Annotated in this window: 21 protein-coding genes; 16 read left to right on the forward strand and 5 right to left on the reverse strand. The window is 48.0% G+C overall.

Going from position 1 to position 21,458, the window contains the following annotated elements; genetic code table 11:
• Positions 1-473 precede the first annotated feature (473 nt).
• The gene (locus H6F72_RS16240; RefSeq protein ID WP_190437641.1) at positions 474-626 is read right to left on the reverse strand and encodes a hypothetical protein; all 153 of its coding nucleotides are present in this window, start codon (positions 624-626) and stop codon (positions 474-476) included.
• 371 nt (positions 627-997) lie between these two features.
• Between H6F72_RS16240 and H6F72_RS16245 the strand changes: the two genes are divergently transcribed.
• From H6F72_RS16245 to H6F72_RS16255, 3 genes are all read left to right on the forward strand, one after another.
• Complete coding sequence (locus H6F72_RS16245; RefSeq protein ID WP_190437644.1) at positions 998-1,861, forward strand: cyanophycinase; 864 nt, start codon at positions 998-1,000, stop codon at positions 1,859-1,861.
• A gap of 100 nt (positions 1,862-1,961) precedes the next feature.
• Positions 1,962-2,183: a DUF4327 family protein gene (locus H6F72_RS16250; protein WP_190437646.1), complete on the forward strand. Its 222-nt coding sequence runs from the start codon at positions 1,962-1,964 to the stop codon at positions 2,181-2,183.
• Positions 2,184-2,365: 182 nt separating this feature from the next.
• Complete coding sequence (locus H6F72_RS16255; RefSeq protein ID WP_190437649.1) at positions 2,366-2,605, forward strand: Calvin cycle protein CP12; 240 nt, start codon at positions 2,366-2,368, stop codon at positions 2,603-2,605.
• Here the strand turns inward: H6F72_RS16255 and H6F72_RS16260 are convergent.
• Positions 2,602-2,724 carry a hypothetical protein gene (locus H6F72_RS16260; RefSeq protein WP_277876026.1) on the reverse strand — a complete coding sequence of 41 codons (123 nt, stop codon included), beginning with the start codon at positions 2,722-2,724 and terminating at the stop codon, positions 2,602-2,604. The genes H6F72_RS16255 and H6F72_RS16260 overlap by 4 nt on opposite strands.
• 500 nt (positions 2,725-3,224) lie before the next feature.
• Between H6F72_RS16260 and H6F72_RS31150 the strand changes: the two genes are divergently transcribed.
• The 4 genes from H6F72_RS31150 to H6F72_RS16280 all read left to right on the forward strand — a co-directional run bounded on the left by H6F72_RS31150 (position 3,225) and on the right by H6F72_RS16280 (position 6,986).
• Positions 3,225-3,626 carry a pentapeptide repeat-containing protein gene (locus H6F72_RS31150; RefSeq protein ID WP_199299124.1) on the forward strand — a complete coding sequence of 134 codons (402 nt, stop codon included), beginning with the start codon at positions 3,225-3,227 and terminating at the stop codon, positions 3,624-3,626.
• 105 nt (positions 3,627-3,731) lie between these two features.
• On the forward strand, positions 3,732-4,538 hold the full coding sequence (locus H6F72_RS16270) for an ADYC domain-containing protein (RefSeq protein ID WP_190437651.1): 807 nt from the start codon (positions 3,732-3,734) through the stop codon (positions 4,536-4,538).
• Between the two features lie 161 nt (positions 4,539-4,699).
• Positions 4,700-5,764 carry an S-methyl-5-thioribose-1-phosphate isomerase gene (gene mtnA, locus H6F72_RS16275; RefSeq protein WP_190437654.1) on the forward strand — a complete coding sequence of 355 codons (1,065 nt, stop codon included), beginning with the start codon at positions 4,700-4,702 and terminating at the stop codon, positions 5,762-5,764.
• 241 nt (positions 5,765-6,005) lie between these two features.
• A complete protein-coding gene (locus H6F72_RS16280; RefSeq protein WP_190437657.1) occupies positions 6,006-6,986 on the forward strand; it encodes an aldo/keto reductase in 981 nt (326 codons plus the stop codon).
• Positions 6,987-7,001: 15 nt separating this feature from the next.
• Here H6F72_RS16280 and H6F72_RS16285 read toward each other — a convergent pair whose 3' ends face one another.
• Positions 7,002-8,228: an alpha/beta hydrolase gene (locus H6F72_RS16285; protein ID WP_190437660.1), complete on the reverse strand. Its 1,227-nt coding sequence runs from the start codon at positions 8,226-8,228 to the stop codon at positions 7,002-7,004.
• 209 nt (positions 8,229-8,437) lie between these two features.
• Between H6F72_RS16285 and H6F72_RS16290 the strand changes: the two genes are divergently transcribed.
• Positions 8,438-8,812: a hypothetical protein gene (locus tag H6F72_RS16290; RefSeq protein WP_190437662.1), complete on the forward strand. Its 375-nt coding sequence runs from the start codon at positions 8,438-8,440 to the stop codon at positions 8,810-8,812.
• Between the two features lie 113 nt (positions 8,813-8,925).
• Here H6F72_RS16290 and H6F72_RS16295 read toward each other — a convergent pair whose 3' ends face one another.
• A complete protein-coding gene (locus H6F72_RS16295) occupies positions 8,926-10,245 on the reverse strand; it encodes an NAD(P)/FAD-dependent oxidoreductase (RefSeq protein WP_190437666.1) in 1,320 nt (439 codons plus the stop codon).
• A gap of 98 nt (positions 10,246-10,343) precedes the next feature.
• Here H6F72_RS16295 and H6F72_RS16300 point away from each other — a divergent pair, with 98 nt between their 5' ends.
• From H6F72_RS16300 to H6F72_RS16320, 5 genes are all read left to right on the forward strand, one after another.
• Positions 10,344-11,114: an SDR family NAD(P)-dependent oxidoreductase gene (locus H6F72_RS16300; protein WP_190437669.1), complete on the forward strand. Its 771-nt coding sequence runs from the start codon at positions 10,344-10,346 to the stop codon at positions 11,112-11,114.
• A gap of 157 nt (positions 11,115-11,271) precedes the next feature.
• A complete protein-coding gene (locus tag H6F72_RS16305) occupies positions 11,272-11,766 on the forward strand; it encodes a DUF4383 domain-containing protein (protein WP_190437673.1) in 495 nt (164 codons plus the stop codon).
• A gap of 369 nt (positions 11,767-12,135) precedes the next feature.
• The gene (locus H6F72_RS16310; RefSeq protein WP_190437676.1) at positions 12,136-12,690 is read left to right on the forward strand and encodes a hypothetical protein; all 555 of its coding nucleotides are present in this window, start codon (positions 12,136-12,138) and stop codon (positions 12,688-12,690) included.
• Between the two features lie 49 nt (positions 12,691-12,739).
• Complete coding sequence (locus H6F72_RS16315) at positions 12,740-13,480, forward strand: DUF2993 domain-containing protein (protein WP_190437679.1); 741 nt, start codon at positions 12,740-12,742, stop codon at positions 13,478-13,480.
• A gap of 72 nt (positions 13,481-13,552) precedes the next feature.
• Positions 13,553-14,884 (forward strand): glycosyltransferase, encoded by a 1,332-nt coding sequence (locus H6F72_RS16320; RefSeq protein ID WP_190437681.1) that lies wholly within the window; start codon positions 13,553-13,555, stop codon positions 14,882-14,884.
• Between the two features lie 150 nt (positions 14,885-15,034).
• On the opposite strand, the gene H6F72_RS16325 is transcribed toward H6F72_RS16320, so the two are convergent.
• On the reverse strand, positions 15,035-17,425 hold the full coding sequence (locus H6F72_RS16325; protein WP_190437683.1) for a PhoX family phosphatase: 2,391 nt from the start codon (positions 17,423-17,425) through the stop codon (positions 15,035-15,037).
• Between the two features lie 476 nt (positions 17,426-17,901).
• Here H6F72_RS16325 and H6F72_RS16330 point away from each other — a divergent pair, with 476 nt between their 5' ends.
• The 3 genes from H6F72_RS16330 (at position 17,902) to H6F72_RS16340 (ending at position 21,457) form a co-directional block, all read left to right on the forward strand.
• Positions 17,902-18,723 (forward strand): hypothetical protein, encoded by an 822-nt coding sequence (locus tag H6F72_RS16330; protein WP_190437686.1) that lies wholly within the window; start codon positions 17,902-17,904, stop codon positions 18,721-18,723.
• A gap of 123 nt (positions 18,724-18,846) precedes the next feature.
• The gene (locus H6F72_RS16335; protein WP_190437688.1) at positions 18,847-20,082 is read left to right on the forward strand and encodes an LL-diaminopimelate aminotransferase; all 1,236 of its coding nucleotides are present in this window, start codon (positions 18,847-18,849) and stop codon (positions 20,080-20,082) included.
• Between the two features lie 403 nt (positions 20,083-20,485).
• A complete protein-coding gene (locus H6F72_RS16340) occupies positions 20,486-21,457 on the forward strand; it encodes a sodium-dependent bicarbonate transport family permease (protein ID WP_190437690.1) in 972 nt (323 codons plus the stop codon).
• The last annotated feature ends 1 nt before the right edge of the window (position 21,458 follow it).

Genomic DNA, 21,458 nt, shown 5'->3' on the forward strand with positions numbered 1-21,458 from the left:
AGCCACAGGGGTCACTAAAAATATGAGTAATGTGGTGTTGAGTCCTACAATTTGCAGGAAATCAAAGAGAGAGTAGGGAGCAAAAAGAGAGGCCAGATGTTGGATATTCTTGCGCTGTAGCGTCAGATAAGCTTGATAAGCTTAGCCCCTCTCAAATAGCTTGACTAAGACTTGGTTGAGTGATGCGCTCTAGACTTAGAAAAGATATCAGTAAAGCTTTTTCCAATTCTTAAGAATAACACCTCATATTGAATGGATGCTGATTTCATTGTAGTAATACTTTTTGAATGTTGTCGATCCCTAGCCCTACTTAGATAGTTTTTTACTCAATCTTCATAACTTCTTGGCTCTGCCTATTTTTAGCAACCTAGTTTTATTTAATCAAAGTTCATAATCAAATGTTTCTATTCTAAGCAGCTCTGAGATTTTTTCTCTAATCAACCTCTGCCTGAGGTAAGAACTTCAGTTAAGAATTATTCTTGGCAAGCGATCGCGTAGCTCATCAATTTTGGCGATCGCTTAGCTATCAAGTGCAATAAGCCTATCTTCTGCACTAAACCTACTTGTTGAGCTGGATAACTGGCTTTTATAGACAGTAGCGCCACCTTAGCAAACACAGTAGACACCGACCTATTCTCTAGAAAGATAGAGAATGGTTAATCAGTATTTTTCTGTATACCCTAATACAGATCAGTTTAATTTGAAATCATGACATAGGGCAGACGTGAGCCTGTTAGTTAGTCTGTACTCTACTTATTACAGCCTTAGAAGCTAGGCAAAGATTGCCAAGTTTTTATTCAGGTGGGCTGACAAAACCTGGTGATAGTGGTTTAGCCTTCGTCACTGTCATATCAATCAACAATGTCTCTCTTCGATCTGTCTTTGTTCTAAACGGCAAAAACAGGCGGGGGAACTTTTGATATTCTCTTGCAACTGAGTTTTACCAGCCGTAGACCTCATTCAATTCAATCTTTAGTATTAGACGGAATTAACTCAAATGGTCATTGACATCAATCAAGTACAGATGGGAACTCATGCTCAAGCTGTTAAACAAGGACAACTTGTAATTATCGGGGGAGCTGAGGATAAGCAGGGAGATTGCAGTATTCTGCGCGAATTTGTTCGCCGCGCTGGCAGCCGTCAAGCCAAGATTGTTGTAATGACCGTTGCAACAGAATTACCCAAAGAAGTCGGAGACAACTACATTCAAGTATTTGAGCGTCTGGGTGTTGAACAGGTTCGTGTGGTAGATACAGACAGCCGCGAGGAGGCCGAAGCTCCTGAAGCCTTGGCTGCAATTCGCGAAGCCACTGGAGTTTTTTTTACAGGCGGGCAACAGGATCGGATCACTAAATATATCAAGGGCACAAAACTAGATCGGTTGCTACATCAACGCTATGCTCAAGGGTTGATTCTTGGGGGCACCAGTGCAGGGGCAAGCATGATGTCTGACGCCATGATTGTAGAAGGAGAAGCTGAAACTCACCCCCGAATTGAGATTGTAGAAACAGATGATGGCCTCAGTTTTATGCCAGAGGCTGTAATCGACCAACATTTTGCCCAGCGAGGCCGCCTTGGACGCTTGCTGTCAGCCGTGGCTGAGCAACCCCACCTGTTAGGTATTGGAATTGATGAAAATACCGCAATCATCGTTAGTGGGGGGCAACTCTCAGTGATTGGTGCGGGCGCTGTTACTATTGTCGATTTACAAGACATGGTGTACTCAAACTTACATAATTTGCTCAAAGATGAGGGTCTAGCGCTTTGTGGTGTCAAGCTGCATATCCTCCCGGACGGATATAGCTTTGACATAAAATCGCGATCGCCTCTCGTCGAAACAAATTCTCCCAAAGCAGCGTAAACCGTTAGCTGTACTTCACTAAATCTAAGGGGCAGGCTGAGTACGGTTCTGCCCTAAAAAACATCCAAAACTATCAATTGCTGGTTTTTATAAGGCTACGATGAATCGCTCCATTCACGCCTCTATTGAAGTCATTCAAGATGAAGCTCGCTGCTTAGTCGAGCGAAGAGTGATTAGCCGTCATCAACCTATTTATGTCTTATTTCATTATTTTCCAGTTCGAGAATGGGTAGAAGTTGAGCAGGAGCTAGAAGCTAATGACTTTCTTCTGCGAGACCCAGTGGGTGATTTGATTGGTCATGCTCAATGGAGTAATGATTAAGTATTTGCTTATAACTTTTGCTTAGTTCCTAAGCAGGGGGAAAACATCCCTACAGGAATTACGGTTTTCTCACCTGCCGATCTAATTGTGGATGTCTAGAGTAAAAGAGTTAGTTGCAGTCATAACGCTTCACAACTACCTACTCACTCTACACAAGGGCTCTTGAAGGGCTGTCGTTGACCATGATTAATACATTAGAAGTCTCTTCTCTAGAGCAAGCCATTCAAGACGCGATCGCTCAAGCCCGGACTGCTTGCGAGTCAACTGGTAATACTTCCGCCAATTGTGCAGTTGCTTGGGACATTGTGGAAGAACTTCAAGCTGAGCGTGCTCACCGTCAAGTGAAATCCAGCAAAACTTCTTTAGAAGTCTACTGTGACCAGAACCCAGATGCGGCTGAGTGTCGGATCTATGACATTTAATCTACCGCTAAACCATATCTAACCTGGATGATGCGACGGGTTTGGGCAGCCACATCCGGTTCGTGAGTGACAATAACAATCGTGATGCCTTGCTCATTGAGCTTTGTGGGCAAGGTCATTACTTCTTCTGAGGTTTGATGGTCTAATGCCTCAGTTGACTCATCAGCTAGTACCAAAGCGCATGCCTTAAGTCACACAGCTACTTTGAACCATATTTCTAAGATTTAACTCTGAATTTTACTAGGGTTTAAAAATTATAAGCCTCCCATAATAAAGGCTGGGAGGCAGTTTGCTATAAAGTTTAATGCGCTTTGGGATATCGCTTTATTTGTGTTTATCTTATCCGAGCGATCGCCCGATCTCCTTCCCCCATAAGGGTGGAACTGCCACTGGTACTCTCATCCGGAAAACATAGGCTCTAAAACATATTCCCTTGTGCTTTTGAGTAGATAAATTGTGGCATTTGGGCGGTTGTAAGGTAGAGGTCAATAACAAATACCTTGAAGGATGGAGCGTTGAGCTGATTCTTGAAAAATTGCAAATGTCATCATTTTTTGACTGGAATTTGGGTTTTTCCTTTTGTAGGCATCTTTGCTACATCATCAAGAGGTTATTAACGGTGAATTCACGCTTCCTGTTTATTGTCGCGCTTACTGCTCTGAGTGTTACAGCCTTCTCCTCAAATGCAAACGCTGGTCTTGCCGTGAATGGCCTTGCCTTTAACGGAACTCAGTTAAATGGCAGCAACCTGAATGGAGTAACGCTCAATGGGATTAGCGTTAATGGAGTGAGAATGAATGGGACATCAGTAAATGGTAGTAATCTCAATGGGAGTAATCTGAACGGTAGCAACTTGAATGGCAGCAACCTGAATGGTGCCAACTTGAATGGGCGTAACGTGAATGGTGAAGAAAATCAGAACGCAGCAGTGGCGGCCTCTCCAGAAACAGGCATGGTCTTGTCGAGTCCTGAGTTCACGGAGATTCAAGTTGAAGAGGGCCGTTTGGTAGGCGTTAAGTAAACAAGGTTGCTATCTAAATCACCTAATCGAGATGGAACAATGTTTCACGGTTCCATCTCGGTGAAGAAGTGAGATTGTTAGGATTGCTTGAGAAGAAGGTACTGCATGCGTATTCGGTCAATGTTGCGATCGCTGTTGCTGGGTTTGGTGTTTTTGTTTGCTTGGAGCAGCATTGCGATCGCGAAACCTACCTCTCATCCCCCTGAAAAAGATAAAGTGCCTCTCTCCAAAACAGAGCTTCAAACCGCTGAGATGGTAGGGTTCGATGATCAAGGTCGTCAACAGAAGTTTCAAGTGCGAAATAGTGAAGTTGATCCCCTTGATCCAGAGAAAAAAACATATCTCTACACTGTTTTTTATCAGGATAATCAGCGGAACTGGCAGAACCTCTGTGAACCAGATGCGAAAGGAGTTGCTAAAGCTGTTGTTTTACAAGGCTCTTGGGATAGCCGAGGCAGTTACAACCCCAATAAGAAATTGGTGACATTTAGCTGCACCAACGGAGCTTTAGCCAAGTGTATGCGGTTCGGCTACAAACCTTGGCAAAATGTCAAAGGGCGATCGCTACGAGATTATCATTCTGCTTGTGTGCGGATGGTACGAGCGGATTATTGTGGGGATGGTGTGGCCCATACCAAAGATGGCACTCCAATCAATCTCTACGATCGCCTAGGCATCCAAAAACCAGATGTAATGCCAGAGATGCGGTTTGAAGCAGCTTGGGGGGTGAATGGGGCACACTGTATCAACCAAGTCAGGTGGCCAGAGGCGCTAGCTTATGTGAAGCGAGTTTGCCCTACCCGATTGGCGACAAGAGGCAATCACTGCACCTCAGCAGAACGGGCCCAACGCCACTTTCCTGATGCTCTGTTATTCAACGACTCAGCAATACAAAAATCTCAGCGATTATAAATAGCGATTGTAAGCATTGATTTGTAGGGGCACCTTTTGTGGATGCCTTAGTTTATTTTGAGAAGACTAATATCAAATATGTTGCTGACAAAGGAGAGTCTGGTAACGTTTTATAGTGGCGCGATCGCATTGTTGACGTTTTTTAATCTGCTGAAATATTTATGTTGTCTACCGTTGCTCAGGTATATCCCGTTGTTTGGCAAGAAGACCGAGTCTTGCTAATTGACCAAACCCGTTTGCCCAACGAATATATCGTTGTGGAAATTAGCCGCTATGAAGACATGGCTCGGGCGATTAAGACCATGATTGTGCGGGGGGCTCCGGCGATCGGGGTGGCAGCGGCCTACGGTGTGTACTTGGGGGCACGAGCGATTCAGACGAGCGATCGCGATCAATTTTTGGCTCAACTAGAAACAGTGGCTCAGGAGTTGCGGGAAACTCGCCCGACTGCGGTGAACTTGTTCTGGGCGATCGCGCGGATGCTGAAGACAGCACGGCAGACGATTGGGCCTGTGGAATATCTGAAAGAGACTTTGCTGCAAACGGCAAAGCAAATTAATGCAGATGACATCCAAACCTGTCAGGCGATCGGCGATCATGGAGTAAAGGCACTACCCACAAGCCCAGAAAAGCTGCGGATTTTGACCCACTGCAATGCGGGGGCTTTGGCAACGGCAGGATATGGCACCGCGTTGGGTGTAGTGCGCTCGGCTTGGCGAGATGGACGGCTAGAGCGAGTGTATGCCGATGAAACTCGGCCTCGGTTACAAGGGGCAAAGCTAACGGCTTGGGAATGTGTGCAAGAAGGCATTCCAGTAACGTTGATTTCGGATGGGATGGCGGCGCACTGCATGAAGCAGGGCCTGATTCACGCGGTTGTGGTGGGGGCCGATCGCATTGCAGCCAATGGCGATGCGGCAAACAAGATTGGGACTTACAGTGTGGCGATCGCTGCGAAAGCCCACAATGTTCCTTTCTTTGTAGCGGCTCCCCTGTCCACTATTGACTTTTCTTTGTCGGATGGTAGCGGAATTCCTATTGAGGAACGCGATCCGGTGGAGATTTACCAAGTGGGTGACACTCGCATTTGTTCGCCAGGTGTGGAGTTCTACAATCCCGCGTTTGATGTGACTCCTGCGGAGTTGATTACGGCGATCGTGACTGAGTTTGGGGCGTTTGCTCCGAGTGAGTTGAAGCCTCAGTTGCACGAGAAACAAGCAGTTTAACTACTTAAGGAACCAAGCCCTTGGGGGCACTCGCCCCCAACCCCCCGCTGAGGGACGGTTGCGTCCCCCAGATCCCCTCCAAAAGTTTGCCTTTAGCCGCCGTTTTCAAAGCCTTCTCCGCATCGGGGAGGGTTTGGGAGGGGTGATTTTGATCAATTTAGAACATTTCAGTCTTAAGAAGGGTGCTGTTCTCTGCTCAGGTGTTCCAATGGTTGGCAGTTGTTGATATGGGAGATCACGAATGCAAACTCGACAACTGGGTAGTCAAGGTTTGACGATTTCTGCGATCGGCTTGGGCTGTATGGGCATGTCTGAGTTCTATGGCGCGGGGGATGAAGCAGAGTCGATCGCGACGATTCACCGGGCTTTGGAATTGGGGGTGACGTTTTTAGATACAGCGGATATGTATGGGCCGTTTACCAATGAGAAGTTGGTGGGACAGGCGATCGTGGATCGCCGAGATCAGGTGATTTTAGCGACTAAGTTTGGCAATGAACGCAGTCAGGATGGAAAATTCCTTGGGGTGAATGGCAAGCCAGAATATGTGCGACAGTGCTGTGATGCTTCTCTGCAAAGGCTCGGCGTTGATTATATCGATCTCTACTACCAGCATCGGGTAGACCCGACTGTGCCCATTGAAGAAACGATTGGGGCGATGGCAGAGTTAGTGCAGCAGGGAAAGGTGCGCTATTTAGGCATGTCGGAGGCGGCTCCTGGTACGATTCGGCGGGCGCAAGCGGTGCATCCCATTAGTGCGTTGCAGACAGAGTATTCGCTCTGGAGTCGTGACCCAGAAGACGAGATTTTACCAACAGTGCGAGAGTTGGGAATTGGGTTTGTGGCCTACAGCCCGCTCGGTCGCGGCTTTCTTTCAGGACAGATCAAGAGTCTAGATGACTTAGCCCCAGATGACTATCGACGATATTCGCCCCGCCTCCAAGGAGAAAACTTCAACAAAAACCTGCAACTGGTAGAGCGAGTGCAGCAGATTGCGGCGGAGAAACAAGTGACTCCCTGTCAGTTGGCTTTGGCTTGGTTACTAGCTCAAGGTCAAGACATTGTGCCCATCCCTGGAACCAAGCGGCGGCAATATTTGGAGGAAAATGTGGCAGCGGTGGATGTCACGTTAACACCAGAGGAGTTGGCCCGGATTGATGAGGTGGCCCCAAAAGGGTTTGCGGTGGGCGATCGCTATCCGGATATGAGTACAGTCAATCGCTAGCTCGAATCGCTGAAGCTAGCGCAAGGCCCAAGCCAAAAACCGCTCGACATAATAGAGAGTTACCTGGCTCCCCAGCCCTTGAAAGACTTCATCAAAGCTGTGCTCGGCCCAAGGAAGCTCTAGCAGGGCTACGGGGCTGCCCACAGACCGCAATCGTTGGTACATGCCCTGGGCAAATTTGACTTCCACCAGATGATCGCGCCGACCATGGACGAGTAATGTGGGGGGTAAAAGTCGACTGACATAGGTGGCGGGGGAAGCCTGGCGATAGAGCGCTGGTTTCTCAGTTGGGGTGCCGCCCAAGAAAGCTCTTAAAGCTGCCCGGACATCGATTGGGTCAGGTTCAGGCGGATCGGCGTAACCTGCTGTCAAGTTGAAAGGGCCGTAGTAGCTGACCACCGCTCGAATCGGCAGAGCGTCGGATTGGTAGGCTGCTAGCATCGCCAAGTGCCCACCAGCAGAGCGACCCAGTAAAGCCATGCGATCGCCATCTGCTTCATATTCAGTGGCATGTTCGCGCACAAAAGCTAAGGCGGTGCGGACATCCTCTAGTTGCGCTGGAAAAGGGTGCTGAGGCGCATGGCGGTAGTCGATCGCGAAGACCGTGTAACCTCTGGCGGCCATGTAACGGCTGAAAACAGCATTGGCTAATGGGCTTCCCCCTCGCCAAGCTCCCCCATAAATCACCACTAAGGCTGGATAGCGACCCACTTGAGGCGGTCGGTAAATATCTATGCTGAGCTGCACACCGTCTGGTTTGGCAAAAGGGATGTTGGGGTCATAGCGCACCGGACTAGCTGGAATTCCGGTGAAAACCTGCTGCAAAATAAAAGGTTGCGATCGCGGTCTCTCTAGATCTCCCTTGGTACTTTGTGCCGCCTGTCGATCTAATTGCTGGCTCACCTGCTCATAGCTCGCCCCAAAATTTGCTTGCAGCTCATCATTGTTTCGTTGTGATGCAAGGGGTAGCTGTAATAGGGGTAGCATACTTAGCCCCAGCCCCACCAAGCCCAGCAACACAGCTAAGCGTTGGAGCCAACTCCGGCGCATCCCTAGAGATGCCAGCAGGCAAGCGATCGCATTAAACCCGATCAACCAAGGGCTTAGCTCTGGCGTCGCTACTCCTAAAGGTAGCAGAGCTAGGGTTGGCGCAGGCACGACAATCCAAGCGCTCAGAAACAAGGTGACGCTACTGAGGAATAAGGCCAAACAAGCGTAAAGAGTTCGTAAAACGGACGGCATCCAAAATTACCTGCTTTGTCAGGGGATCATCATAATTAGGGCAGAATATTTCGACTTTGCTTAAAACTTTTTCTATTTCGCGCCAACCTCTATCTAAAGGAATAGGTTGCACTGAATTCGCTTTCGTTTATAAGGAAAGTACGTAAAAACCATATGACTGATAACAGTACTTAAACACTACTTAAACACTAAGTCTTGAGGGAAACTACATGCGTTCTACCATGCTTGCTTTTTTTGGCGCAGGGCTTGGAGTGCTGGTTGGGGCGGTTGCAGGTCAGGCTCAAACCGCTAACTCACCAGAGGTACTGCCCGGTAGTGTGACATTGTCCAGTCAATCTCTTCAAGGCGTACAAACTCGCAGCCTGAATGACTTTAAAGCGCCTAAGTCTCGAGTGAATCTGGAGTTACGTGGCAATTCCAATTCTGTACGTCCCTCTGCACCAGGTTTCAAAGTGCAAGATCGAACAGTGGTGATTGTAGAGCGATCGCGTCCCTCAGAAAAAAACTCAACGGTGTTCTTAGATGACGTTGGTAGCGATCGTGAGCAACGGTTTAAGGTGCAGTATCAGTTAACGGACCAGTAGTTGCAATTTTTCCTATTCTTCCTAGCAGTGGTTTTTTGCTGGAGCTACAAGCGATCGCCTGATTAATAGAGATTGTGCGATCGCTTCTTCTAGTTGTTTTCAGCATCAGAAATCTATTGACTTTGCTGCGCTAAAAACTTCTGATTGGATCGTTTCACTTTAGCTATCCAGCGACGGTATGACGACAAGATCTCCGAATAGGGAACCGTAGTGTCAGACAACAGCTCAAACAGGGAAGTTGGAAAATGCTGCGGTAATAGTTGATGCAGCACTTTGCCCAATTTCTGTCTCACTATGAGTTCCAGAAATAAGGATTTAGATAGCGGAAATGGACTATCAGACAGTTCTACCAAAGCATGAGCATCGGGTTGGCGTCGCGTACTAAAATCTGGTAACACTAAGTTTAAGTCGTCAGAATATTCATCTAATAGACGATCCAATACTTCTACATCCTCGAAAGCAGCATTGCCTCCCTGACCCAAGGAGGGGGAAACGGCGTGAGCGGCATCGCCAATCAGTAACACGCTGTTGCCATAGTGATAATGACTGCAACGGATGGTGAGCACCTGGGAAACAGGACGATTGAGCAATGCTTCCGCTTCGGCATCAGTAATGAGTGGGCTTAAATCAGGAAAATTCTGATGGAAAAACTCTAAAACTTGAGTAGTAGTGTTCAGCTTCACAAACGAATTGTTGTTGCAAGAAAAAGTAATGACGCCACTGGCGATCGCCTCGCTGGTAGGAACCGCTAGAACTGTGGTGCCATCCTCCAATCGCCAACTATGGATATGTTCTGGTTTGAGGTCTAGTCCTGCTGGCTCATTTCGTCGTAATGAAAAAAGAGTTTTGTAGTCGGTAGGCACACACTGGGCCTCAAGGGTAAATTCCTCTGTGGGCAAAAAGTGATTTCTGATTACAGAGTGCGCTCCATCAGCTCCAATCAGCAGGTCATAATCAGCCCTCAACTCCTCTGCCACGCTGTTTTCAGTAATGCTTTCAAAGGTAATGCTCTGCCGCTCAAAATGTGCGGCAATACATTTACAGTTGAAGTGGAGAGTGAGGCGATCGCTCTGGTCGGTTTCGGTGAGCTTTTCTAATAAGGTGATGACTAATTGGGTGCGATCGAGGGCAAAGAGTGGCTTCTGGCGAGATAACGTTCGCATTTTCCCTTTTCTACCATGCACCACTGTTCCCCAAATTGCGGTCCCTTGGGCTTTGACGCTATCTTCCAACCCTGGAACCTGCCTTAAAGCATGGAGGCCTCTGGCGTTGAGGGTCAGGGGGTAGGTGCGAGCTTTTTCAAAGGAGACACTGCGGGGGTCAGGACGGCGATCGTAAATTTCAATCTGATAAGCTTCCTGCCGCCGCAACAGATAATGAGCCAACAGAATCCCGCTCGGCCCAGCTCCGACAATTACAACTCTCTTCGCCATTGCTCCACCTCAAATTCGCGCTGATAGAACACTGATAGAATTAGATGCTACAGCCAATCTGCTAATGGTAGGCTGCTAACGGTTGAGTTGCTGGTCTTATGTCTGTTTTTGCTGAGATACAAAATGCCAACGCCTTGATTGTGGGTGCAAATGGAGGCATTGGTTTAGGGTTTGTGCAGAAGTTGTTGCAGGACGATCGCGTTACCAAAATCTATGCGACTTATCGTCAACCCGAATCTGCAAGTGAACTATTGGCGCTAGAACGCGAGCAGCCTGAGCGGTTAGTTTGTCTCCCGCTAGACATTACAGACGAAGCTCAAATTGCTGAATGCAGCGATCGCATTAAAGGTCAGGTAGACAAACTACATTTGGTGATCAACTGTGTCGGCATTTTGCATGAGGGAGATTTGCAGCCCGAAAAGAGCTTGCGCCAAATTAATCCCGATCATTTAATGCGCTACTTTCAGATCAACAGTATTGGAGCGGTGCTCCTGGCTAAGCATCTATCGCCTTTGTTCGCTCATAGCGAGAGAAATGTCTTTGCCACGATCTCCGCCAAAATTGGCAGCATTGGGGATAACCAGTTGGGCGGCTGGTATGGCTATCGGGCCTCTAAAGCGGCGTTGAATATGTTGATGCGGACTGTCGCGATCGAATATAAGCGCAAAAGCCCCAACACGATTGTAGTAACGCTACATCCTGGCACCACTGATACTCGTCTTTCCAAACCATTTCAGCGGAATGTGTCGCCCGAAAAACTGTTTCCAGTAGAGCGAACTGTTGCTCAGTTGTTGGCTGTGATTGAAAATCTAGAGCCTAAAGACAGCGGCGAGTTTTTCTCCTGGGATGGTAGTCGCTTGCCTTGGTAAAAGCTTGGTAAAAACAGGCTTGGCGTATTCAGCATTACAACAAGGTTTTACGAGTGAACAATTCTCCAGATAGAATCTTGTCTCTGCCTGTAGTGGAAGTTAGGGCTAGCGATCGCCAGTACGCTGCATAGCAGTAGCTGCTAACAAAGGTTTCACTATGCAAACGAACACCTCTAACTTACTTCAGCGCCTTGACGGTGCCGAACGACTTTTTGCCATGATTCTTGGTGTAGTCTTTTTAGCCGTTGGCATCGCTGGATTTATCCCCGGCTTGATTGCTATGCCTGCGGTGGCGGGAGATGCACCGCTCTATGTTCCCGACTTGTCTTTCCCAGATGGGTATGGCAACGTCTTTGGTCTGTTTCCTACTAACTTCTTGCATAACGCGGTTCATATTGCGGTCGGTGTTTTAGGTTTGGCTGCTGCCACCAGTTTCTCTGGATCATTGGTGTTTAACCAAGGATTTGCGATCGCTTATATCCTGATTGCCATCATGGGTTTGCTGCCAGCGACTAATACCACTTTTGGCCTCATGCCTATCTTTGGTAACAACGTTTGGTTCAATGCTCTGACTGGATTGGCCGCTGCTTATTTTGGTTTCATTAAGCCCCTCAAAGTTCAAGAGCAGATCACTTCTGCACCTAAAGCGTAGGTATGAGATAAGCGCGAAATAAATACAAGATAGGTGATAGGTGCGATCGCTATCTTGTAGAGTTTTCAGCATAAAGCTTTTGATTTTATTTCAGCTGACTTAATCAACTCTTCTTTTTAACTTTTCTCTCCATTCGCTCTCCCCCGACAATAAGTTTATGGGAGAGATTTTCTATGCTTCATCGAGAGAGGGAATTAGGGCGATTTGAGGCAATATAATTCTTTGGCAAATTTGTCTTTGCAGCGTAGGCTACATCTCTAGATTGATGAGTTGCCTCAGCGGAATCATAACAATGTAGGGGCTATTAACAATTCTGCAAGCGTTGTGCTGTAGCCAACTTTGCAGATAAAGAAAGTGATGGAAGAAAGTATGACTGATAATCAACAAAAACGTGCCCTAGGAGCTTTTTCTACTCGTTCAGCGGTCGAAACTGCGCTCCATGAGTTGCAAGCTACTGGTTTTCCGATGAATCAAGTGTCTGTGATTGCTAAGAACGCAGACGAAAGTCAAGAAGTGAGTGGCGCTCATATGCAAAGTCAGGTTGGCGATCAAGAAGTCGGAGCGGGAAACGCCACTGCTTCTAACTTGGCCTATGGGGGTGCTGCCGCTACGGTGTTATTGGGCCTGACCAGCCTCAGCATCCCTGGAGTCGGTGCTGTATTGGCTGCAGGTACCTTAGCGGCTTCTCTGGTGGCTAGCGTCGCAGGTGCTGGGATTAATGCCGCTTCAGCAAATAGCGTAGTGCAAGCGATGGCTGCGTCAGGAATTGCTAAAGAGCAAGCTGAGATTTACAGCGATCGCTTGTTGCGAGGTGATTATGTGGTGCTAATCGAAGGGAGTGATGCTGAGATTCAGCAGGCAGCAGATGTTCTAAGTCAGAAGAGTATTCAAGATTGGGGCATCTACGCAGCAGCAAATGCTTGAGTTATGCTTTGGGTGTTCCTAAGCTAATCGCACACGAGGCTCAGTAATCGTGACATCAGATTCAGCTAAGTTTGGCGAACAAACCCTCAATAAAATGGCGACTATGGCGATCGCTAGCATGATCAAGGATGCCGAAGAAGTGGATGTCCAAATCAAAACCGATGTGAGCAAACTGGCTCAAGGGCAAGTTGATTCGATCGCCATTAAGATCCAGGGTTTATTGATGCAGTCTAGCTTACGTCTGGAGGAATTTTACCTCCAGATCAATCGAGTGGCAGTTAAGCCTTTCAGTGCAATGTTCGGCAAAATTAAGCTGATGCATCCGGCTGATGGCACGATTCGGGTAGTCGTTAACGAAGCTAGCCTCACCCAAGCTCTGAATTCTGCCTCGGTGCGGAAGAAGTTGCCATCGCTGCCCCAGCTGACTAAAACTCAGGCGGGAGATCACTCAATTCAGCAAGTGAAATGTTATTTGCTGAGTGATGGCCATCTGGCCTTTAACGTGGGCTTGAATACACCAGATCCATCACTGCCGTCTATGTCTTTTACAGCGACACCCGAGATTGGCAACGATGGGCAAGCGATTGTGCTGCAAAATCTATCACCTGTGGATCATCCAGGCTCTTTGGCTGAAATCACGGCGGCTTTAGTGGCTCAAATTAGTGACCTCCTCAGTTTGCCTGAGTTTAAGCATCAAGGTATGTCTGTGCAAATTCAGCAACTGGAGGTGGTCACTGGCAAGTTAAGCTGGGAAGCGATCGCTTCCATCGATCAATTTCAGTCTACATAAGATCTGCCTCTATCTATCCTTAGATTAAAGCTTTATCTTGTAACCTCCTTCCATTCCGCCTGTATTCCTGCTATGACTCACTTTGGTATTATTTGTCCGCCCTATCCGGGGCACTTGAACCCCCAAGCAGCCCTGGGTCGAGAGCTACAAAGCCAGGGGCATCGAGTGACATTGCTGCAAATCCCGGATGTTGCTCTCAAAGTTCGCTCCGAAGGGCTAGAGTTTTATCCGCTTGGAGAATCTACTTATCAACCTGGATCGTTAGCCAAAACGTTTCAGCAGTTGGGTCAGTTGAGTGAAATGGAGGCGCTTAACTACTCTGTGGATTTTTGCCAACAGGTGACGGAGATTATTTGTCGGGATGCGCCAGGGGCGATCGCTGAATTAGGCATTGAGGCTTTGCTAATCGACCAGTTAGAACCAGCCGGAGAAACGGTAGCAGAAGGCCTGCATCTTCCCTTTGTGACTGTTTCCTGTGGTCAAGCAATTCATCGACGAGCAGATGTACCTCCTTTTTTTACGCCTTGGCGCTACCGAAAAGCTTTGTGGGCAAAGCTCCGTAATCAAGTCGCCTACTACATGCTAGACCGCAACTGCCAACCAATTCTCGATACCATCAACCACTACCGACAGCAGTGGAATTTGCCACCTTATCAGGGCTTATATTCCACCTCAACTCGATTAGCTCATGTTAGCCAACAGCCTGCGGCCTTTGATTTTCCTTGCCCCAATTTACCCATAGACTTCCACTACACTGGGCCTTTTCGCAATCCGTCTCCCTGTGGCGTCGATTTTCCGTTTGAGCAGTTGACGGGACAACCGCTAATTTATGCCTCCTTAGGAAGCATCCAGAACACTAAAGCTGCCCTGTTTCGGGCGATCGCGGCGGCTTGTGAAGGCTTAGATGTGCAACTCTTAATTGCCCATGGAGGTGGCATCAGTGCAGAAGATATCCAGAGTTTCCCTGGTTCTCCTTTGGTGATGGAGTATGTGCCGCAGGTAGAAGTATTAGCCAGAGCTAGCTTAACGATTACTCATGGTGGTCTCAACACAGTTCTTGACTCTCTCACTCATGGTGTGCCTTTAGTGGCGATTCCCATCACTTTCGAGCAACCCGGAACAGGAGCGAGAATCCGCGAAACAGGAGTTGGAGAAGTATTGCCGTTGAAGCGTTTGAGGGTAAAACGTCTAAGAAAAGCCATCCAACGAGTTCTCACCAAAGAGTCCTATGCCCAGAATGCTGCTAGAGTTCAACAGTCTATCTGTAACTCAGGAGGTGTGCACAGAGCGGCTGAGATTATCGAGCACGCTGTGAAATCTCAGGTGCGAGATTTATCTGAAGTGGCATCTCGTGTACCTGCGAATGTTCTACCCAGTGCCCAAGCAACGTTGTCAGAAAAGTAGATTGCTGTGGTTATGGATAGAGACCGCCTCCAGAGACTAAAAGAAAATGCTGGTAAACGTTCAATCGCTTGCCAGCATTCTACCTACAGCTCCAAAACTTCTTGGCACTCTACAGAAAACGCAGAAAACAGAGACTAGCCATGATGTTGTTTAAACAAAGCGGCCATTCGACTGCTTCCGTCTAATGCCGATCACTGCGGGCTTGGGTGGGCCTTCAGGATTTCCCTGGATATTGCTGGGCCAGTTGCTTCCCCGTAACAGCGATCGCCGTTGAGTGAACAGAGTACCGTCCAAATTCAGCATCTCAATATCCCGGCTGAGAGGTACTTGAGGGCTGAACGGACAATCTTCACCGGGATGCTGTACCGAAAGAATTAAGGTATCTCCCACAAAAGTTGGTCCTGTCATTTCACAGCGGAAAGGACCGTAGGCGAAGGGCACCACTGTTCCAGCATCCGGGCCGCTCATGGGAATGAAGAAGAGCCAGTTGTTGCCAAACACACCAATCAAATTAGAAGTCTGGACATTTTTGTTGGAGTCGGTTTGGCTCGGTGCGGTTGCCCCCACCACACTATGCTCGATTAGGAGTGGATTCGCGGCTGCACCCACATCAAAGCCATTGTGAGCGGCTGTAGACATATCGGTGACACCCCAGACATTCCCTTGACTGTCAAAGGCCAGGTTATCCGCATTGGCAAAGCCATCACCATTCTCGGTGCCTGCTTCTCCTCCCTTGGCTAAGCGCTCCCAACGGAAGGAAGTACCTGTGCCATCAGCGCTATTCTCTATAATCTTGAACAGTTCGCCGGAAGGTTGGTCGTCTCTAACGTCAGGGCTGTATTTGGAGACGACAAAGATACGGGAATCCGGATAGCCATCCCCACCTGGAGCCCCGTCGGTATAAGCGATGAAGACTTCTTTGGTGCGGGGGTGAACTTCGATATCTTCGGGGCGGGCTGTGGGAGTCGCACCAATTAGGTTGGCGGCTAAGAAGGCATCCACCAAAACCGCTCCTTGAGTGGTATAGAAGTCTGATAACTTCTTGTTGCGGTAGTCAGGCAAGAATGTCGCTTCGTTGGTTGTTTCAACGTTGAGCGAACCTCCACTGCTGGTTTGGCCTGCAATACCAACGCGCTTAGGCAGCGGTAAACGACCATTTCTGGTAGCAGTGCCCAAAGCCGCAATCTCGACCGAGGCGAGCACAGAGGGAGAAATCGGGTTGGTTGGTGCATTCAGCAGCAGCGGAATCCATTCTCCAGTGCCATTCGCGTTGTAGCGGGCCACATACAAAGTGCCATCTTCAAACAGGCGACTGTTATTTTTGTCGTTAGGAGACGTGACTCGGCCAGTGCTGACAAACTTATAAGTATGGCCACCTCGGCGATCGTCGCCCATGTAACCCACTAATTGCTTGCCCGCTTCCACTCGCATCGCAATGTTTTCGTGGCGGAAGCGACCCAGCGCCGTGTGCTTGCGGGGACGGAAATCAGGATTTGCTGGATCTATTTCTACCATCCAGCCATATTTCTCACCCACTAAGCCAAAAGCCTCGCCCGTGGTGCCTGGAGTGTAGCTGGCTTGAGTACCATTGGGTTGTACCGCTTCTGTGACCCCGACAAAGAAAGCTGCCGCTCCTTGGAAGTTTTCCTCCGCCGAAAGCACCGTGCCCCAAGGTGTAGTGCCCCCAGAGCAGTTGAAGCCTGTACCAATAATCTTAGTTCCTAACCCATCTGTACTGAGGTTGAAGACCTGAGTGGCAGCAGGTCCCGTACCGAGCAGGTAGTTTTGATCGCCTTGCTGATAGCTCTGAGTGCCCCAAGCTGTGATCCCTTTGTATGTGTCCGATCGCTGGCTGTTGATTCCCAAACCAGACAAACCATGCAGGCGGCGGTTGTTAGCATCTCCTTTGACGACACTAAAGCGATCGCTACGGCTTTGACGAGAAATTCGGACCACAGAGCCGCCGATGTTATACAAAAACTCACCGAATAGTTGCAGGTTTTTGGTGTTAGGCAAATCTTGGCCCACAACTAACGGATAAGAGCTAGGCGTTCCCTGAACATCTGCGGGCGCTTCTGGAGCCAACCCAGAGAAGGGGAAGGAAATATACTCGTGGTTGACCCAGAGATAGCCATCACTCAAACTTCGGTTGGTAGGAATGAAGGCGGTGTAGTCGTTGTTGTAGCCAAAATAGTCTTCTGGATTGGGGAAGACGCGATCGCCCCAACTCACAATGATGTAGCGCTCATACTCTGGCGGCACTACCACATCGTCTAACACGGTGTAGCTAGTAAGCCTGGTGTCAGTCGTTGGATTTAAAGTCTGACCTTGATTAATTCCTGTCGGTAGGTAGCTGGGCTGCTCTTGGTAGATAGGCAGAGGATGCGGTAAGCGTAGCGGGGTTAGTTTCAGAGGTTGAGCTGCTTCAGCAACACTAGTGTCAGTGCCAAATAGTTTATTGCCGAGGGTAGGAGCCAGCACGGCAGCACCAGCACTGCTCCCGAAGAAAATTAGCAGTTGTCTGCGGGTGAACTTGGACATGAAACTCTCTCTTTAAGGATCACTAGGAACTTTTGGGCTCAAAGCATTCTTCGCATCCAAGCTGAGCTGTGACAGACAAAAACCAAGGTTGAGTGGTTTATTGACTGGCCCTCATTGATTAACTCAATCCGTATTTTTTACGAATTGGGTGCTTGTAATTGATACATTTACCTGCCCCTCAGAAACCATATCTTGAAGAAATTAAGGTCAGTTAATCTTCGGGTTAATGAGGACTTGAATTTCTATTAATAACTTCTTAATATGCGATCGCCCTTCAGCACGCCCTTCCGGCAAAAACCCATATCCATTTCTTTAGATAGACTAACTTTTGCTGTAACTATTCCAAAAGCATGGTGTTTGATAATAAAGGCAAAACTTGACTTGGCATTAATTCAAGATTAATCAGCTTTTAACCCATTCATCCTTTATTGAGGAGAGGTAAGTAAAATTGCTGGCATCATTTTATTCAAAAACCCATGATCAAAAATACTTTCGGTTTTACGGCGCTCGTTCTTCTAACCAGCCTGGCTTTTCCTACAGCCGGGAAAGCAGACGTGGTTAACGGTAGTTTTGAAGAGGGTTTTAAAGGTTGGGAAACCATTGGTGAAACAACGATTGAGACGGAGCAATTTGGCAGTGGTCCGGTAGAAGGGAAATCTCAAGCTTTCTTGTCTACTGCTTATCAAGAGTTACTTGGTTTTGATACCCAAGGAAACGAGATTATCGGGGGTGATGCCGCGATCGCATCTTTTGTCACAGGCTTTGAAAACTTGGAAGAGTTTTTGAATCTACCCTCATCTTTTTTGTCCGACAATACTTTATCTAGTCTGGCAACCGGAGAAATTATTGAAGGCTCAGCAATTAAGCAAACTTTCAAGGCTAACGCAGGCCAATCGCTCAGCTTTGCCTGGAACTTCCTGACTGAGGAGTTTACTCAGGCAGTTGATAACAGCTCTTTTGAAGATTTCAATGATTTTGCTTTCGTGTCTCTACAGCGCCAATCTGACTTAAATACTGTGTTGCTTCCCTTAGCCGATACCCTAAATAGCTCTTTTCAATTTGCTAACCATGGCTTGTTCTTTGGGGAAACTGGCTTCCAGGAGTTCTCCTACACCTTTGACCAATCAGACACTTACACCCTCGGAGTTGGAGTCGTTGATGTAGGGGATGGCGACTTCGTTTCTGGGTTACTTGTGGACCAGGTAGATGTACCTGAAACAAGCCCAGCCGTAGGTTTAGTGGCCTTAGGTGCTTTAGGTAGCCTATCCATCATGAAGCGTCGTTGGAAGAACAGCTAGAGTCCAAAATTGATCTGGTGCCTGATCGATTGCCGCAGGCGTTAGGAGCTGAGAACGGACGACAACAGCTCCTAACGCAACAGTTGGCAGTAAGCTGGTTTACGGCACTTGTATCAATCCATCATGGCAACGATTAACGATAACTACCTCAAGCTCAAAGCAGGCTACCTGTTCCCTGAGATCGCTCGCCGAGTCAATGCCTTTGCTGAGGCCAACCCAGCAGCAAAAATTATTCGACTGGGGATTGGGGATGTCACCGAACCCTTACCTGAAGCTTGTCGCGCCGCGATGATTCAAGCGGTGGAAGACATGGGCGATCGCGGTGCCTTCCGAGGCTACGGTCCAGAGCAAGGCTACGCCTGGTTGCGGGAGAAAATTGCTCAGTTCGACTTCCAAGCTCGCGGTTGTGACATCAGCGCCGATGAGATTTTTATCTCGGATGGTTCGAAGTGCGACACAGGTAACATCCTAGATATTTTTGGCGACAACAATACCATTGCGGTAACTGACCCAGTCTATCCCGTCTATGTCGATACCAATGTCATGGCAGGTCACACGGGCGCAGCCAATGACAAAGGCGAGTTTGAGGGCTTAGTGTACCTCCCTGTCACCGCAGAGAACAACTTCACCGCTGAGATTCCCACTCAGAAGGTAGACCTAATTTACCTGTGCTTCCCCAACAACCCCACAGGCGCAACTGCTAGCAGAGAACACCTCCAAGCTTGGGTAGACTACGCCAAAGCCCACGGCTCGATCATCTTCTTTGATGCTGCTTACGAAGCCTTTATCACTGATCCAAGCATTCCTCACTCCATCTACGAGATCCCTGGAGCTAAGGATTGCGCGATCGAATTCCGCTCCTTCTCCAAGAATGCTGGCTTTACCGGAACTCGTTGTGCCTTGACTGTGGTGCCCAAAAACCTCAAGGCTAAAGCTGCTGATGGCTCGGATGTAGAACTGTGGAAGCTGTGGAACCGCCGCCAATCCACTAAGTTCAATGGCGTATCCTACATTGTGCAGCGAGGGGCTGAAGCGGTTTACTCAGAAGCAGGCCAAGCCCAAACTAAAGCGCTTGTTAGCTTCTACTTAGAAAACGCCAAAATCGTTCGCGAGCAACTCACTGCTGCAGGATTAGCGGTATACGGTGGTGTGAACGCACCTTATGTCTGGGTGCAGACGCCCAACAATCTCTCTAGCTGGGACTTCTTTGATAAATTGCTACAGACCTGCAATGTCGTCGGCACGCCTGGTTCGGGCTTTGGAGCTGCGGGTGAGGGCTACTTCCGCATTTCTGCCTTTAACAGCCGTGAAAACGTAGAAGAAGCCATGAAGCGGATCACCGAGAAGTTCAAGGCATAATCAATCCAGCCAGGATATAGGTGGGCGATCGCATACATCCATCAACGCGAGATGCCTAAATTAAACTTGGCACATCCAGTCTAAAAACTGAGGTGGGCATCATTTAGCCCACCTTATAGCCCTCACAACTCAGCCAGATATAGCAATCCGCAACAGGTTATAAGAGCAGGTTGTAAGGATAAGAGAAAAAGCAGTAGGCAGGCTTAAACCTTTGGCTAGCAAGTTTCAAGGTTTCATCCAGAAGTACATGCAGAAATGACAGTAAATTACATAGAAATGTAACTTTTCTGCCTTGCCATCCAGTATTTCTACAAGACTATGATGACTGAGTACTGAATATTTCACGACCTAGCATGAAGCAAGCTGTATTAGATTGCTGTTTAAGCAATGTGGAGGGGTGGATATGGACGTAAGCCTGATTATGTCTAACATCTTGAATCCACCAGTGCTGTTTTTCTTCTTGGGAATGACAGCGGTTTTTGTGAAGTCAGACTTGGAAATTCCGCCACCGATTCCCAAGCTGTTTTCACTGTACTTGCTGTTTGCGATCGGTTTTAAAGGAGGGGTAGAACTTGCTAAAAGTGGGCTGAATCAGGAAGTGTTCCTGACGATGCTGGTAGCAATCGTGATGGCGTGCTTAGTGCCTATCTACACGTTCTTTATTCTGAAGATTAAGCTTGACGCCTATAATGCTGCCGCGATCGCTGCAACTTACGGCTCGATTAGTGCCGTCACCTTTATTACAGCTAGCTCATTCCTACAACAACTAAGTATTGACTTTGATGGCTACATGGTGGCTGCCCTAGCTCTGATGGAGTCTCCAGCGATCATTGTGGGATTGATCTTGGTCAATCTCTTTACTCAGGATCAGACAGAGCGTGATTTTTCTTGGCCTGAAGTTTTGCGAGAAGCATTTCTGAATGGTTCAGTTTTCTTGCTAGTTGGTAGCCTGATTATTGGCTTTTTGACGGGGGAGCATGGCTGGAAAGTCTTATCTCCCTTTACACAGGATATGTTTTATGGCGTCCTGACCTTCTTCTTGCTAGATATGGGTTTAGTCGCCGCTAAAAGAATTAAAGATTTAGAGAAAACTGGTCCATTTCTGATCTCATTTGCCATACTGATCCCAATACTTAATGCTGGAATTGGGCTGCTAATTGCCAAGCTGATTGGGATGCCTCCAGGAAATGCCCTCCTATTTTCTGTGTTGTGCGCTAGTGCCTCTTATATCGCTGTGCCAGCCGCCATGAGGTTAACGGTTCCAGAAGCTAATCCGAGTCTATATATCTCTACGGCTTTAGCTGTGACATTCCCCTTTAACATCATTTTCGGCATTCCTTTGTATTTGTACGGGATCGATTTGCTATGGAGATAAG

The sequence above is a fragment of the Trichocoleus sp. FACHB-46 genome (genome assembly GCF_014695385.1).
GTDB lineage: Bacteria > Cyanobacteriota > Cyanobacteriia > FACHB-46 > FACHB-46 > Trichocoleus.

Coding starts and splice junctions, on each gene's coding strand:
- H6F72_RS16245 (WP_190437644.1), top strand. CDS start 998: ATGGTCATTGACATCAATCAAGTACAGATGGGAACTCATGCTCAAGCT.
- H6F72_RS16250 (WP_190437646.1), top strand. CDS start 1,962: ATGAATCGCTCCATTCACGCCTCTATTGAAGTCATTCAAGATGAAGCT.
- H6F72_RS16255 (WP_190437649.1), top strand. CDS start 2,366: ATGATTAATACATTAGAAGTCTCTTCTCTAGAGCAAGCCATTCAAGAC.
- H6F72_RS16260 (WP_277876026.1), bottom strand. CDS start 2,724: ATGACCTTGCCCACAAAGCTCAATGAGCAAGGCATCACGATTGTTATT.
- H6F72_RS16270 (WP_190437651.1), top strand. CDS start 3,732: ATGCGTATTCGGTCAATGTTGCGATCGCTGTTGCTGGGTTTGGTGTTT.
- mtnA (WP_190437654.1), top strand. CDS start 4,700: ATGTTGTCTACCGTTGCTCAGGTATATCCCGTTGTTTGGCAAGAAGAC.
- H6F72_RS16280 (WP_190437657.1), top strand. CDS start 6,006: ATGCAAACTCGACAACTGGGTAGTCAAGGTTTGACGATTTCTGCGATC.
- H6F72_RS16285 (WP_190437660.1), bottom strand. CDS start 8,228: ATGCCGTCCGTTTTACGAACTCTTTACGCTTGTTTGGCCTTATTCCTC.
- H6F72_RS16290 (WP_190437662.1), top strand. CDS start 8,438: ATGCGTTCTACCATGCTTGCTTTTTTTGGCGCAGGGCTTGGAGTGCTG.
- H6F72_RS16295 (WP_190437666.1), bottom strand. CDS start 10,245: ATGGCGAAGAGAGTTGTAATTGTCGGAGCTGGGCCGAGCGGGATTCTG.
- H6F72_RS16300 (WP_190437669.1), top strand. CDS start 10,344: ATGTCTGTTTTTGCTGAGATACAAAATGCCAACGCCTTGATTGTGGGT.
- H6F72_RS16305 (WP_190437673.1), top strand. CDS start 11,272: ATGCAAACGAACACCTCTAACTTACTTCAGCGCCTTGACGGTGCCGAA.
- H6F72_RS16310 (WP_190437676.1), top strand. CDS start 12,136: ATGACTGATAATCAACAAAAACGTGCCCTAGGAGCTTTTTCTACTCGT.
- H6F72_RS16320 (WP_190437681.1), top strand. CDS start 13,553: ATGACTCACTTTGGTATTATTTGTCCGCCCTATCCGGGGCACTTGAAC.
- H6F72_RS16325 (WP_190437683.1), bottom strand. CDS start 17,425: ATGTCCAAGTTCACCCGCAGACAACTGCTAATTTTCTTCGGGAGCAGT.
- H6F72_RS16330 (WP_190437686.1), top strand. CDS start 17,902: ATGATCAAAAATACTTTCGGTTTTACGGCGCTCGTTCTTCTAACCAGC.
- H6F72_RS16335 (WP_190437688.1), top strand. CDS start 18,847: ATGGCAACGATTAACGATAACTACCTCAAGCTCAAAGCAGGCTACCTG.
- H6F72_RS16340 (WP_190437690.1), top strand. CDS start 20,486: ATGGACGTAAGCCTGATTATGTCTAACATCTTGAATCCACCAGTGCTG.